14 protein-coding genes, 1 tRNA gene and 1 pseudogene are annotated in these 13729 nt (G+C 63.2%); 12 read left to right on the top strand and 4 right to left on the bottom strand.

Features of this window, described 5'->3' with window-relative positions; translation table 11 throughout:
* The first annotated feature begins 6 nt into the window (after positions 1–6).
* Positions 7–83 (top strand) — tRNA-Ile (locus tag WF331_RS09900).
* A 55-nt stretch (positions 84–138) separates the two neighbouring features.
* Here WF331_RS09900 and WF331_RS09895 read toward each other — a convergent pair.
* The 3 genes from WF331_RS09895 to WF331_RS09885 all read right to left on the bottom strand — a co-directional run bounded on the left by WF331_RS09895 (position 139) and on the right by WF331_RS09885 (position 1550).
* Positions 139–672 carry a DUF2442 domain-containing protein gene (locus tag WF331_RS09895; protein WP_016497693.1) on the bottom strand — a complete coding sequence of 178 codons (534 nt, stop codon included), beginning with the start codon at positions 670–672 and terminating at the stop codon, positions 139–141.
* Positions 669–911, bottom strand: coding sequence for a DUF4160 domain-containing protein (locus tag WF331_RS09890; protein ID WP_016497692.1), 243 nt, complete (start codon positions 909–911; stop codon positions 669–671). The genes WF331_RS09895 and WF331_RS09890 overlap by 4 nt, the downstream gene beginning before the upstream one ends.
* Positions 912–995: 84 nt before the next feature.
* Complete coding sequence (locus tag WF331_RS09885; protein WP_041167953.1) at positions 996–1550, bottom strand: serine acetyltransferase; 555 nt, start codon at positions 1548–1550, stop codon at positions 996–998.
* Positions 1551–1709: 159 nt separating this feature from the next.
* Between WF331_RS09885 and WF331_RS09880 the strand changes: the two genes are divergently transcribed.
* Positions 1710–2171, top strand: coding sequence for an Lrp/AsnC family transcriptional regulator (locus WF331_RS09880; protein WP_016497690.1), 462 nt, complete (start codon positions 1710–1712; stop codon positions 2169–2171).
* Positions 2172–2183: 12 nt separating this feature from the next.
* On the opposite strand, the gene WF331_RS09875 is transcribed toward WF331_RS09880, so the two are convergent.
* On the bottom strand, positions 2184–2474 hold the full coding sequence (locus WF331_RS09875; protein ID WP_340622857.1) for a hypothetical protein: 291 nt from the start codon (positions 2472–2474) through the stop codon (positions 2184–2186).
* 592 nt (positions 2475–3066) lie between these two features.
* Between WF331_RS09875 and WF331_RS09870 the strand changes: the two are divergent.
* The 10 genes and pseudogenes from WF331_RS09870 to WF331_RS09825 all read left to right on the top strand — a co-directional run.
* A pseudogene (locus WF331_RS09870) lies at positions 3067–3297 on the top strand (helix-turn-helix domain-containing protein); the annotation flags it as partial.
* Between the two features lie 162 nt (positions 3298–3459).
* Entirely contained in the window at positions 3460–5142 is a 1683-nt protein-coding gene (locus WF331_RS09865) for a flavin monoamine oxidase family protein (RefSeq protein WP_016497687.1), read from the top strand.
* Positions 5143–5156: 14 nt separating this feature from the next.
* Positions 5157–5951 carry a carbon-nitrogen hydrolase family protein gene (locus tag WF331_RS09860; protein WP_016497686.1) on the top strand — a complete coding sequence of 265 codons (795 nt, stop codon included), beginning with the start codon at positions 5157–5159 and terminating at the stop codon, positions 5949–5951.
* A 143-nt stretch (positions 5952–6094) separates the two neighbouring features.
* Entirely contained in the window at positions 6095–8383 is a 2289-nt protein-coding gene (pqqF, locus tag WF331_RS09855; protein WP_340622856.1) for a pyrroloquinoline quinone biosynthesis protein PqqF, read from the top strand.
* Positions 8384–8554: 171 nt separating this feature from the next.
* Complete coding sequence (gene pqqA / locus WF331_RS09850; RefSeq protein ID WP_008365141.1) at positions 8555–8626, top strand: pyrroloquinoline quinone precursor peptide PqqA; 72 nt, start codon at positions 8555–8557, stop codon at positions 8624–8626.
* Between the two features lie 79 nt (positions 8627–8705).
* Entirely contained in the window at positions 8706–9617 is a 912-nt protein-coding gene (gene pqqB / locus WF331_RS09845) for a pyrroloquinoline quinone biosynthesis protein PqqB (RefSeq protein WP_016497684.1), read from the top strand.
* A gap of 155 nt (positions 9618–9772) precedes the next feature.
* Positions 9773–10528 (top strand): pyrroloquinoline-quinone synthase PqqC, encoded by a 756-nt coding sequence (gene pqqC, locus WF331_RS09840; protein ID WP_012270176.1) that lies wholly within the window; start codon positions 9773–9775, stop codon positions 10526–10528.
* Positions 10525–10800, top strand: a complete 276-nt coding sequence (gene pqqD / locus WF331_RS09835; RefSeq protein WP_016497682.1) for a pyrroloquinoline quinone biosynthesis peptide chaperone PqqD — start codon at positions 10525–10527, stop codon at positions 10798–10800. The genes pqqC and pqqD overlap by 4 nt, the downstream gene beginning before the upstream one ends.
* A complete protein-coding gene (pqqE, locus tag WF331_RS09830) occupies positions 10772–11932 on the top strand; it encodes a pyrroloquinoline quinone biosynthesis protein PqqE (protein WP_016497681.1) in 1161 nt (386 codons plus the stop codon). The genes pqqD and pqqE overlap by 29 nt, the downstream gene beginning before the upstream one ends.
* Positions 11898–13721, top strand: coding sequence for an alpha/beta hydrolase family protein (locus WF331_RS09825; protein ID WP_016497680.1), 1824 nt, complete (start codon positions 11898–11900; stop codon positions 13719–13721). Before pqqE ends, WF331_RS09825 begins: the two co-directional genes overlap by 35 nt.
* Positions 13722–13729 lie beyond the last annotated feature (8 nt).

Genomic DNA, 13729 nt, shown 5'->3' with positions numbered 1-13729 from the left:
TACTGAGGGCCTATAGCTCAGTTGGTTAGAGCAGAGGACTCATAATCCTTTGGTCCACGGTTCAAGTCCGTGTGGGCCCACCAAATACGAAAGCCGCGCAAATGCGCGGCTTTTTTTGGCTGTGGATCGGCTACGCAGTTACGCTCTCTTCTTCCGTACATGCCCCGCCCCCACCAAACTGTCTGTGTACTTGCCAGACGTGTGACGAGATGCGCTGTTTGCTCGCGCCTCAGCCAACCGAAGTGCTTCCCATCCTTTCATAGCCAGGGCCACAGTCTTCGGCACGGGTTTTTCGCCACTACGGTAATAAGCCAACATCCGCCTGCTCAGCCCGAGCTCCTGTGCAGCACGATCCAACGTCAACTCATGCTTGGCCATCCAATTCCAGATGAGTTCATGTGAACACTCCCCTGCCTGTTCAACCGCTCGTGCACGCAGGTTGTCAGCAGCAAGTTCAAGATTGTCGTTGTTGGCCCAGATGACCGTGTCATTCCACTCGCCAATGGCAGCCGTTGCGAATACCTCGGGGTCGGCAAGCGGGGCCAACGTCGTGTGTTTCCCGATGATTTCATCCAGCGCCACCGTGAATTGCTGCCCGTCCGCAAAGGTCAGCAGCAATGAAGCGGGGGCCACCGCGGCGACCTCTGTCAGCTGGAATTGTTTGTTGGTCATGGATTCAGCTCCTCCCAAATTGCTAGCAGTCGAGCCCTGTTCCGCGAAGCCCATTCGAGCGCTTCGCTCATCTCGCGCTGGGAAACCCGCGAACCACCAAAGCCGGCCACCGGAGTCAAGTCATTGATCGCGATCAGTGCCTGACGACCATCACTGAATCGCAGATGGAAATGCGGGGGCAGATGATCATTTGCATACAGGCAGATTACGCAATTGGACAATCGATGGATCGTGGGCATGGGCTAATCATACAGTGCAATGGTTGCACCAGACAGTACCATTCGAGCAACACGCCTACAGCCTCAAAAATGTAACGTTTCTGGTTACGTCTCTCTCGGCCGCATCTCGACCTGCCGCGGGTTGTAGAACGTCATGCCATCCGGAATATCCCGCGTAACCAGCGACATCGCTCCGATCACCACGTCGTCACCAATCTCGATACAGTCGGCAACGATGCAACTGTTGGCGCCCATGCTCACGTTGTCGCCAATGCGCAGCGCGTATTCCGCCAAGCCGAGGGTCTTGATGCCGATCGAGCAGTTTTGCCGAACAAAGAAATTGCGCCCGATGCTCACGTGCCGGGTGATCACCACCCCAGGCAGGTGTGCGATGCGCAGGCCGGGCGCGATCTGTGCGCCGATGTCGATGTCCACCGCGTACTTGAGGTTGAGCCGCTGTTGCATGCGCCGCGCGTGACGCCGGAGCAGGCCGCCGCGGGCGTCGAGGTACTGGGCCAGGCGGAAGGCAAACAGAAAGCGCAGCTTGTTGTCCTTGCGTGCACGGCGCAGCACGTTGAACAGCAGGCTGGTACGGCGTCCGGGCCTTTTCTTGTTGGAGACTTCCAGTCGCCAGCATTCGAGCAGGTGGTCGAGGTTCACGCTGAGTTTCCCGTTGGACTGGCGCTTCATCATGCCGAAGGCACAGCCACCAGGCCAGCGCGGTCGCTGTAGGAGCGCGCCGGATTGTTCAGCTGTGCCCGGCCTTGCCCTGATTGGCACTCGCTGGCTAGGCTAGCAGGCCAACCGTAGAGACTCGCCATGTCGGATTCCCGCTCCATCACGCTGGATGAAATCGATCGCCAGCTGATCGCCCTGCTGCAAATCAACGCCCGCGAAAGCGTCGCCACCCTCGCGCGCCAGCTGGGCATCGCCCGCACCACCGTCAACTCGCGCCTGGAACGGCTGGAGAAGAACAAGGTCATCTCAGGCTATGGCGTGCGCTTGGGTCAGAGTGTGATGGGTGGCGGGCTGCAAGCGTACGTGGGGATCAAGGTGCAGCCGCGCTCCGGGAAGGAAGTGGTACGCCGCCTGAGTGCCATGGGCCAGGTGCAGCAGCTATGTGCGGTAAGCGGCGAATTCGACTATGTGGCCTGGCTGCGTACAGACTCGCCCGAACAACTGGACCAGCTGCTCGACCAGATCGGTAGCGTCGACGGGGTGGAGAAGACCACCACATCGATCATTCTCAGCAGCAAGGTGGACCGTGGGCAGCCGGTCTAAGCGGGCTGGCGGTCAGGCTTCCTGGCCGTCGAGCAGGCCATCGAGGATTGCCGAAAGGCTTTCAGCAGAATGCTGCATCGACCAGACGATGTCACGGCTGCGCTCGGGGGCGTGGTGCTGGGCGTAGTCGGTGGCGACCTGATTGAGGCCACGGGCCAAAAGGCAGGCATGGACCAGGGCGTCCGCGGCGTCGATGCCGGGGCGAATGGCAAATAGCGGCGGGTGGCTGGATTCGCAGTTGCAGAAGGGTTTTTCGGCGGTGGGTTTGAGTTTCTCGGGTTGGTCGGGTAAGCGGTCGGTCATGGTATAGCCTCCACATCACAAGAGTGATTGGCGGCCAATCGCATCCTTCTCACGGGAATTGGGTGGCAGCCATGCGCGAGGTGAGAACCGGCGAACTTGGAGGCGCGTACCCGGCCAGACAAAGCCTGCCCGCGCACAGCTGCCATAGCAGTGCGCCTCCAGAAAGATCAGCGGGTTCTCACGCCCGATCGCCGAATTTGCGGCGACCCGGTGAAGTTAACTGTGAAGCGATTCCCGCGATGCCAGACCGAGGCGATAGCGGCCGTAGGGTAATTCTTTAAATTGTGCTGAGCCGTAAGAATTTTCTGATCAGCCCTACCTAAAGCTCACTGATGTCAGGCCGACAGATCGCATAAAGGCCAAAGGGTGCCCGCCTTGCGATTTGCAGCGCCTATAAGATCGAGCCCCGCCCGCGCGGCGCATCGCGAGATGGCGCTCGCTCCTAAGTTTGTTTCGGCCAGTCATGCCTATGAGGATTTCGCGCGACCGCCTTGTTTGTCCCACTCGATATCGCGTCGTGTGCCATGGCGGTCGTGCGAAAACCTACCAGCCTCTGTCCGGGTTACATTCCGCAATTCAGTAGCACTCAGATAACAAAGCCAGCCTCACCGAACTGGCCCCATTGGTCCCCAACGAACTGCTGGAGCTGCGCCAGCGCCTCAACATGTCCAGGGCACTGTTCGCAAACCATCTCCGAACCAATGCCAGAACGCTGGAAAACTGGGAGCAAGGCCGCTCCAGACCCAATGCGCAAGCAGTCGCACTGATTCGTCTGGTACAGAAATACCCTGAGACGGTGGATCATTTGGCATCTTTGGCTTGATTCGTCAAAAGCAATGAAAAATCGGCTAATACGACGAGCAAAGCTACTTTCAGACAACACTATGCTCCTTAATAACGAATCCCCAAACCCCTAAAATGACCGCCAGGCATCTCCTATACTCAGGCTCCGCTCCCTGCGCAGCCTCTCTGGCAAGGTCACTTCATGAACAAGAAAAACCGCCACCCCGCCGACGGCAAGCAGCCCATCACCATCTTTGGCCCGGACTTCCCCTTCGCCTTCGACGACTGGCTGGAACACCCCGCAGGCCTGGGCAGCATCCCAGCAGATCGCCAAGGTGAAGAAGTGGCCATCGTGGGTGCCGGTATCGCTGGACTGGTGGCGGCGTACGAGCTGATGAAGCTGGGCTTGAAGCCGGTGGTGTACGAGGCCTCCAAGCTGGGTGGCCGGCTGCGTTCGCAAGCCTTCAACGGCACCGACGGGATCATCGCCGAACTCGGTGGCATGCGTTTCCCGGTGTCGTCCACGGCGTTCTATCACTACGTGGACAAGCTGGGCCTGGAGACCAAGCCCTTCCCCAACCCGCTGACCCCGGCCTCGGGCAGCACGGTGATCGACCTGGAAGGCCAGACCTACTACGCCGAAAAAACCACCGACCTGCCCAAGCTGTTCCACGAAGTGGCCGACGCCTGGGCCGATGCGCTGGAAAGTGGCGCCCAGTTCGCCGACATCCAGCAAGCCATCCGCGACCGCGATGTACCGCGGCTCAAGGAGTTGTGGAACAAGCTGGTGCCGCTGTGGGACGACCGCACCTTCTACGACTTCGTGGCCACCTCGCGCTCGTTCGCCAAACTGAGCTTCCAGCACCGCGAAGTGTTCGGCCAGGTCGGCTTTGGCACCGGCGGATGGGACTCGGACTTCCCCAACTCGATGCTGGAAATCTTCCGCGTGGTGATGACCAACTGCGACGACCACCAGCACCTGGTCGTCGGCGGTGTGGAGCAGGTGCCGCAAGGTATCTGGCGCCATGTGCCGGAGCGCTGCGCCCACTGGCCGGAGGGCACCAGCCTGAGCGGCCTGCATGGCGGCGCGCCGCGCACCGGGGTCAAGCGCATCGCCCGTGCCGCCGATGGCCGCCTGGCGGTCACCGATAACTGGGGCGACACCCGGCACTACGGCGCCGTGCTCGCCACCTGCCAGACCTGGCTGCTGACCACCCAGATCGACTGCGAGGAATCGCTGTTCTCGCAAAAAATGTGGATGGCCCTGGACCGCACCCGCTACATGCAATCGTCGAAGACGTTCGTCATGGTCGACCGGCCGTTCTGGAAGGACAAGGACCCGCAAACCGGCCGCGACCTGATGAGCATGACCCTCACCGACCGCCTCACCCGCGGCACCTACCTGTTCGACAACGGCGACGACAAGCCGGGGGTGATCTGCCTGTCCTACGCCTGGATGAGCGACGCGCTGAAGATGCTGCCGCACCCGGTGGAAAAGCGCGTGCAGCTGGCCCTGGATGCGCTGAAGAAGATCTACCCCAAGACCGATATCGCCGGGCACATCATCGGCGACCCGATCACCATTTCCTGGGAGGCCGACCCGCACTTCCTCGGCGCCTTCAAGGGCGCACTGCCGGGCCACTACCGCTACAACCAGCGCATGTACGCGCATTTCATGCAGCAGGACATGCCTGCCGAGCAGCGCGGCATGTTCATCGCCGGTGACGACGTGTCGTGGACCCCGGCGTGGGTGGAAGGCGCGGTGCAGACGTCGCTGAATGCGGTGTGGGGTATCATGAACCACTTCGGTGGCCAGACCCACCCGGACAACCCCGGCCCGGGCGATGTGTTTGACGAGATCGGCCCGATCGCCCTGGCAGACTGACTCAAGGAGGCACCATGCGCATTGCTCTGTTCCAGGGCGCCCCCAAGCCACTGGACGTGCCCGGCAACCTGCAACGGCTGCGCCACCAGGCGCAGCTGGCAGCCGACCGCGGCGCACAGTTGCTGGTGTGCCCGGAAATGTTCCTGACCGGCTACAACATCGGCCTGCCCCAGGTCGAGCGGCTGGCCGAAGCCGACGATGGCCCGGCGGCGATGGACGTGGTGGAAATAGCCCAGGCGCACCGCATCGCGATCGTCTATGGCTACCCCGAGCGTGGTGATGATGGGGCGATCTACAACAGTGTGCAGTTGATCGACGCGCACGGGCGCAGCCTGTGCAACTACCGCAAGACTCACCTGTTCGGTGAGCTGGACCGCGCGATGTTCAGCGCCGGCGCCGATCACTTCCCGGTGGTGGAACTGGACGGTTGGAAAGTCGGCCTGCTGATCTGTTACGACATCGAGTTCCCGGAGAACGCCCGACGCCTGGCGCTGGGTGGTGCCGAACTGATCCTGGTGCCGACGGCGAACATGGCCCCGTACGACTTCGTCTGCCAGGTGACCGTGAGGGCGCGGGCGCAGGAAAACCAGTGCTACCTGGTGTATGCCAATTATTGCGGCTCGGAAGACGACATCCAGTATTGCGGGCAGAGCAGCATCATAGGCCCTGATGGCAGCCTGCTGGCCATGGGTGGGCGGGATGAATGCCTGCTGCTGGCGGAGCTGGAGCATGAGCAGGTGGTGCAGGGGCGGGAGGCATTTCCTTACCTGACAGACCTGCGCCAGGAACTGCACCTGCGTAAAAGCTGACGTCCCATTCGCGGGCGCGCCCGCTCCCACAGGATTGGTGTCAGTCTGCAAGCCACACCATACCTGTAGGAGCGGGCGCGCCCGCGAAGAGGCCGGGCCTGCTCATACAAATGGGTTAGCATGAACACCTACCCGGAGTTTTCATGCCTGACACCACCCGCCACCTCACCCTCGCCAACGGCCTGCAGCTCACCCTGCGCCACGCCCCGCGCCTTAAGCGCTCGGCTGCCGCATTGCGGGTGCACGCGGGCAGCCATGACGCTCCCGCCAGGTGGCCCGGCCTGGCCCACTTCCTCGAACACCTTTTCTTCCTCGGCACCGCGCAGTTCCCCCTGAACGATGGCCTGATGCGCTACGTCCAGGCCCTCGGTGGCCAGGTCAACGCCAGCACCCGGGAACGCGCCACCGATTTCTTCTTCGAAGTGCCGACCAATGCCTTGGCCGGGGGCCTTGAGCGCCTGTGCCAGATGCTGGCCGAACCGGACCTGGGCATCGAGCGCCAACGCCGCGAACGCGAAGTGATCCACGCCGAGTTCATCGCCTGGTCGCGCAACCCGCAGGCTCAGCAGCAGTTTGCCTTGCTGCAATCGGTGTCGCCGGGGCATCCGCTAGGGGCTTTTCACGCCGGTAACCGGCACACCCTGGCCTTGCAGAACCCCGCCTTTCAGCAAGCCCTCGAAGGCTTTCACCAACGCTATTACCAGGGAGGCCAGATGACCCTGAGCCTGTGTGGCCCACAGGCGCTGGATGAACTGGAACAGCTGGGCAGGCAGCATGCCAGCCTGTTCGCGACGGGTACGCAGGCGCTACAAACGCTGCCACCACTACTGTCGCCAACGAACACGCGCCTGGTGTTCACCCATGAAAAGCTACCGGCAGGTGCCGAGCAGGCCCTGGAATTACTGATCAGTTGCCTGGGCGACAACCGCCCGGGTACCTGGCTGCATGCGCTGCGCCAACGCGGCTGGCTGCAAAGCTTCAAGGCCGAGAGGTTGTACAGCTTCGCCGGGCAGTTACTTTGGCACATCGACCTGCAGCTCAGCGCAAGCGCCAAACCGGACGAAGCAGATGCTCTGCTGCAGGGTTGGTTCAGCTTCATCCGCCAGGCCGACCTTGTGCAGATGAACCACGCATTCGGCCTGCTGCAGCTCAGCCGTGAACGCAGCGCCGGCGCGCTTGAGCTGGCTCGCCGGGACAGCACGGGCCAGCCGTTCGCCAAGCTGGATGCGCAAGGCCTGCAGGCTTTGGGCGCACTGCTCCAGGGCCTGCCGGGCCAAGCGCATGGGCAATGGCAACTGCCCCCCGTCGACCCCTTGCTGATGGCAGATTTGCCCAATGCCCCGGCGCAACCTCTACCGGCGGCCCTGAAGACCAGCGACCTGCTGCCTGGCACCCGTCAGTACGCCGCGCTTTACCTGCGCTGGCACCTGCCTTCGCCCTTGCGCCAGCGCTTGCAGGGCGTGCTGGAACAGGCGCTGGCCCCACTGCAGGAGCGCTGCGAGCGCGCGTCGGTGCAACTGCTGTTCAGTGCCGTTGGCGAATACTGGCAATTGCGCTGCGCCGGGCAACCGGCAGCGGTGCTTCGGGCAGTGGAGCAGGCCTTGGCCCTGATGCTCAAGCCAGCAACCAGTTGCTGGCAGCCCAGCACGGCGACGCCACCGCCACTGATCCCCATCAGGGCCTTGCTCAAGCAACTGCCCGACGCGGTAGTGGGCGCCCACCCCGCAAGTGCGCCTGCCAGCATGCCGACGCAGTCGCAACTCGACAGCTTGTGGCAGCACGCCCGCTGGCATGGCCTTGCCACAGGTTTCGACGCTGCTGCGCTAAGCGCTTTGGGCACTGCGTTACAGCACTGCCCTGGGCAAGGCTCGCTGCCTGCCCCCCCGCCTACATGGGCCAGCCACCGTTGGCAGCACGCCGAAGTACCCGGCAGTGAACACGCCCTGTTGCTGTTCTGCCCGCTCCCTGCGGCCAGCGAAGCCAGCGGCCGCGTGCTTGCGCAATTGCTGCAAGGGCCGGTTTACCAACGGCTGCGGGTAGAGCTGCAACTCGGCTACGCGGTGTTCAGTACCTTTCGTCAGGTCGAGGGTGTCGGCGGCCTGTTGTTCGGGGTGCAGTCGCCACATACCCGCCAAGCGCAGGTCCTCGACCACCTGCTCACCCTGCTGCGGCAAGGCATCACGCTGGATCCGGGCGCTCGCGTGGCGTTGGCCGAGCAATTCGACGAGCCCGCCATGGCCAACGCCGACGTTGCCGAATGGGCATGGCAGACACACCTGGCTACACAACCCGGCACGCTGGATGAGCTGCGCAGGGCTATCTTGAAGACGCGGCAGACGGATCTGGACCAGCTGCTGGGCACCCTGCTCGATAAGGATTGCCCTTGGCTCTGCTTGGCCAACGCTGCCGCGCCAACCCTTGAATGGCAGTGAACAACCTCGCGATTGTTACGCCAGTTGCAACGGCGCTTTTCGAATAATTAACCTTTCGGTACAAATTTTTCTTGTAAGATAGCGCAATCCCAGTTTCAGGGAACTGCCGGCCCATGGCGGTACCCAAGTAGTAGCTGAGCAACCCAACCCTCATTCGGAAGGAGTAATTCCATGTGGACCAAACCTGCTTACACTGACCTGCGTATCGGTTTCGAAGTCACCATGTACTTCGCAAGCCGCTAAGCCAGGCTTGCGCCTCAACGCCTCGGCCCGCCGGGGCGTTTTCGTTTTTACGACACGGTTTTCTGCATAGAGAGTGGCCATGTACATCCAGGTTCTCGGCTCCGCCGCCGGTGGCGGGTTCCCGCAGTGGAACTGCAACTGCGTCAACTGCAAGGGCTACCGTGACGGCACCCTGCGTGCCACGGCGCGCACCCAATCGTCCATCGCCCTGTCCGACGACGGCGTGCACTGGGTGCTGTGCAATGCCTCGCCCGACATCCGCGCCCAGCTCCAGGCCTTTGCGCCGATGCAGCCGGCCCGTGCCCTGCGCGACACCGGCATCAACGCCATCGTCCTGCTGGACAGCCAGATCGACCACACCACCGGCCTGCTCAGCCTGCGCGAAGGTTGCCCGCACCAGGTGTGGTGCACGGACATGGTCCATCAGGACCTGACCACCGGTTTCCCGCTGTTCAACATGCTCAGCCACTGGAACGGTGGCCTGCAGTGGAACCGCATCGAGCTGGAAGGCAGCTTCGTGATCGACGCCTGCCCAAACCTCAAGTTCACCCCGTTTCCGCTGCGCAGTGCCGCGCCGCCCTACTCCCCGCACCGCTTCGACCCGCACCCGGGCGATAACCTGGGTTTGATGGTCGAAGACACCCGCACCGGCGGCAAGCTGTTCTACGCACCGGGCCTGGGCCAGGTAGACGAAAACCTGCTGGCGATGATGCACGGTGCCGACTGCCTGCTGGTCGACGGCACCCTGTGGGAAGACGACGAAATGCAGCGCCGTGGCGTGGGCACCCGCACCGGCCGCGAGATGGGTCACCTGGCCCAGAACGGCCCTGGCGGCATGCTGGAAGTGCTCGACGGCTTCCCGCGCCAGCGCAAGGTACTTATCCACATCAACAACACCAACCCGATTCTCGACGAAGACTCACCCGAGCGCGCCGAAGTCCTGCGCCGGGGCGTCGAAGTTGCCTTCGATGGCATGAGCATCGAGTTGTAACACCCAGATCGCACAAGCAACAAAGTCCCCCTGTGGGAGCGGGTTCACCCGCGAAGAATCCAACACAGTGTATGGCACCGGCTTCGCCGGTGTTCGCGGGTAAACCCGCTCCCACAGGGATCGAGCCGAGACTCAGCTTTACAGGAGCCAGCCGAATGAGCGACGCACTGCCAATGTCCCCTGCCGAATTCGAGCAGGCCCTGCGCGCCAAGGGCGCCTATTACCACATCCATCACCCGTACCACGTGGCGATGTACCAAGGGCGCGCCACCCGCGAGCAGATCCAGGGCTGGGTAGCCAACCGCTTCTACTACCAGGTCAACATCCCGATGAAGGATGCCGCGATCCTGGCCAACTGCCCGGACCGCGAGGTACGCCGCGAGTGGATCCAGCGCCTGCTCGACCACGACGGCGCACCCGGCGAGGACGGTGGCATCGAAGCCTGGCTGCGCCTTGGCCAGGCGGTCGGCCTCGACCCGGACCAGCTGCGCTCCCAGGAGCTGGTACTGCCCGGCGTACGCTTTGCCGTGGACGCCTACGTCAACTTCGCCCGCCGCGCCAGCTGGCAGGAAGCGGCCAGCAGCTCGCTGACCGAACTGTTCGCCCCGCAAATCCACCAGTCGCGACTGGACAGCTGGCCACAGCACTACCCGTGGATCGACCCGGCCGGCTACGAGTACTTCCGCACCCGTCTGGGCCAGGCCCGGCGTGACGTGGAGCACGGCCTGGCGATTACCCTGCAGCACTACACCACCCGCGCGGGCCAGGAGCGTATGCTGGAGATACTTCAGTTCAAGCTGGATATCCTCTGGAGCATGCTCGACGCCATGAGCATGGCCTACGAGTTGAACCGCCCGCCTTATCACTCCGTCACCCAGGACCGGGTGTGGCACAAGGGGATCACCCTATGAGTCTGGATCGCAATCAGGTGCCGAGCTGGCGCCCCGGCTACCGCTTCCAGTACGAGCCGGCACAAAAGGGCCATGTGTTGCTGTACCCCGAGGGCATGATCAAGCTCAACGAAAGCGCCAGCCTGATCGGTGGCCTGATCGACGGCCAGCGTGACGTGGCAGCCATCATCAGCGAACTCGAACAGCAATTCCCCGATGTCCCGGAAGTAGCCGATGACATCGAGCAGTTCATGGAGGTGGCCCGTGCCGAACACTGGATCGTCCTCGCCTGATTTGCCGCCTACGCCCGAGGTCGGCCTGCCGCTGTGGCTGCTGGCCGAGCTCACCTACCGCTGCCCGCTGCAGTGCCCGTATTGCTCCAACCCGCTGGACTTTGCCGCCCAGGGCCAGGAGCTGAGCACCGCACAGTGGTTCAAGGTGATGGCCGAAGCGCGGGAAATGGGCGCCGCGCAAATCGGCTTTTCCGGCGGTGAACCGCTGGTGCGCCAGGACCTTGCCGAGCTGATCGGCGAAGCCCGCCGGCTGGGGTACTACACCAACCTGATCACCTCGGGCATCGGCCTGACCGAAGCGCGCATCGCCGATTTCAAGAAGGCCGGCCTGGACCATATCCAGATCAGCTTCCAGGCCAGCGACGAGCAGGTCAACAACCTGCTTGCCGGCTCGAAGAAGGCCTTTGCGCAAAAGCTGGAGATGGCCCGTGCCGTAAAGGCCCACGGCTACCCGATGGTGCTCAACTTCGTCACCCATCGGCACAACATCGACAAGACCGACCGCATCATCGAGCTGTGCATTGCCCTGGAAGCCGACTTCGTCGAGCTTGCCACCTGTCAGTTCTACGGCTGGGCGCACCTCAACCGCCTGGGGCTGCTGCCAACCCGCGAGCAACTGGAGCGGGCCGAGCGCATCACCAACGAGTACCGGGAAAAGCTCAAGGCCGAGGGCAACCCGTGCAAGCTGATCTTCGTCACTCCGGACTACTACGAAGAGCGCCCCAAGGCCTGCATGAATGGCTGGGGCAACCTGTTTCTCACCATTACCCCGGACGGCACCGCGCTGCCCTGCCACGGCGCCCGCCAGCTGCCCGTGAAGTTCCCCAATGTACGCGACCACGACCTGCACCATATCTGGTATGAGTCGTTTGGCTTCAACCGCTTCCGTGGTTATGAGTGGATGCGCGAACCGTGCCGCTCCTGCGACGAAAAAGAAAAGGATTTCGGCGGCTGTCGCTGCCAGGCCTTCATGCTGACCGGCGATGCCAGCAACGCCGACCCTGTGTGCGCCAAGTCGGCCGAGCACGGCATCATCCTCAAGGCCCGCGAGGAGGCGGAAACCGCCCAGCTCGCCATTGAACAGATGACCTTCCGCAATGATCGAAACTCCCGTGTCATCGCCCGCGGCTGAATTCAGCGCGGCCCAGGCAGTTGCCGCCGGTACCGACTTCACCGAACTCAAAGTCAGTGCCGACGGGCTGTTCTGGATCGAATTTCGCCCCGCCGACGGTGCTTGCCGTATCTGGCACTGGCTGTACCACCAGGCCCGCTGCCTGACCCCGGATGGTTTCAGCGTGCGCAGCCGGGTCTACGAATATGGCGGTGGCAGCTTTTGCCTGGGTGGCGACGGGCTGGTGTTCGTCAACGAAAAGGACCAGCAGGTCTACACCCAGCCGCTGGACGATGTGCCACCGCGTGCGCTGACCCAGGATGCCAGCTGCCGCTACGGCGATGTGCAGTGGCACCATGGCCAGGTGCTGGCCGTGGAGGAGCGCCATGCCGAGCAGGTAGAGCATCGCCTGGTGGCTTTGGCTGAAAGCAGCCGCGAAGTGCTCGCCGAGGGCGCCGATTTCTACGCCTCACCCACGGTGAGTGACGATGGCATGCGCCTGGCGTGGATCGAATGGGACCGCCCGGCACAGCCCTGGACCCTCACCCGATTGATGTGCCGCGTACGCGACAGCAGTGGCCACTGGGGCCCCGCGCAGTGCGTGGCCAGCGATGGTGAGTCGCTGCAGCAGCCGCGCTTCGATGCCGAAGGCCGGCTCTACTGCCTGTCCGACCGCAATGGCTTCTGGCAGCCCTGGGGGGAAGTCGATGGCCACTGGCAGGCGTTGCCTGCCGGGCCTGCCGACCACGCGGCTGCGCCTTGGCAACTGGGCACCTGTACCTGGTTGGCGCTGGGGCCGCAAAGCTACCTGGCCAGCTGGTTCAAAGATGGCTTCGGGCAACTGGGGCTGCGTCATGAAGATGGCCGCATGGCGCGTTACGCCAGTGCCTACACACGCTTTCGCAGCCTGGCCATGGACAGCGAAAACCTGTATGCCATTGCCGCCTCGCCCATCAGCCCGCCGGCAGTGATTGCCATCGACCGCCGCAACCACGAGGTCCGCGTGCTGGCCGGTGGTGTCGAGATGCTGCCGGCGGAGCAGATCAGCCTGCCGCAGCCTATCCGCTATGGCAGTGACGGCGAGCAGGCCCATGGTTTCTTCTACCCGCCAGCGCAGGCGCAAGGCGCCGCCCCGCTGGTGGTGTTCATCCACGGCGGGCCGACGTCGGCCTGCTATCCCGTGCTCGACCCTCGCATCCAGTACTGGACCCAACGCGGCTTTGCCGTGGCCGACCTGAACTACCGGGGCAGCACCGGCTATGGCCGGGAATACCGACAGGCATTGCACCTGCGCTGGGGCGAGAGCGATGTGGCCGATGCTTGCGCAGCGGTCGAATACCTGGCTGCTCAAGGCCTGGTCGACAAGCACAAGGCGTTTATCCGCGGCGGTAGCGCCGGTGGCTACACCACCTTGTGCGCCTTGGCGTTCCATGACGTGTTCCGCGCCGGCGCCAGCCTGTACGGGGTCAGCGACCCGGTTGCCCTGGGCCGTGCCACCCACAAGTTCGAAGGGGATTACCTGGACTGGCTGATCGGCGACCCGCTCCAGGATGCCGAACGCTATCGCCAGCGCACGCCGCTGCTGCATGCAGGGCAGATCAAGGTGCCGGTGATTTTCTTTCAGGGTGAGCTGGATGCTGTGGTGGTGCCAGAGCAGACCCGCGCCATGCTGGCGGCGTTACAGGCTAACGGCATCGAGGCTGAAGGGCACTTCTATGCGGGGGAGCGGCATGGGTTCCGCAAAGCGGATAACCTGGCGCATGCGTTGGAAGAGGAGTGGAAGTTTTATTGCCGGGTGTTGGAGACCTGAGATTTTGG

Origin of the sequence: Pseudomonas sp. YNh, from assembly GCF_037993085.1 — a bacterium.
GTDB lineage: Bacteria > Pseudomonadota > Gammaproteobacteria > Pseudomonadales > Pseudomonadaceae > Aquipseudomonas > Aquipseudomonas putida.
The sequence above is the reverse complement of the archived record's forward strand: the minus strand, read 5'-3'. Positions and strand labels throughout refer to the sequence as shown.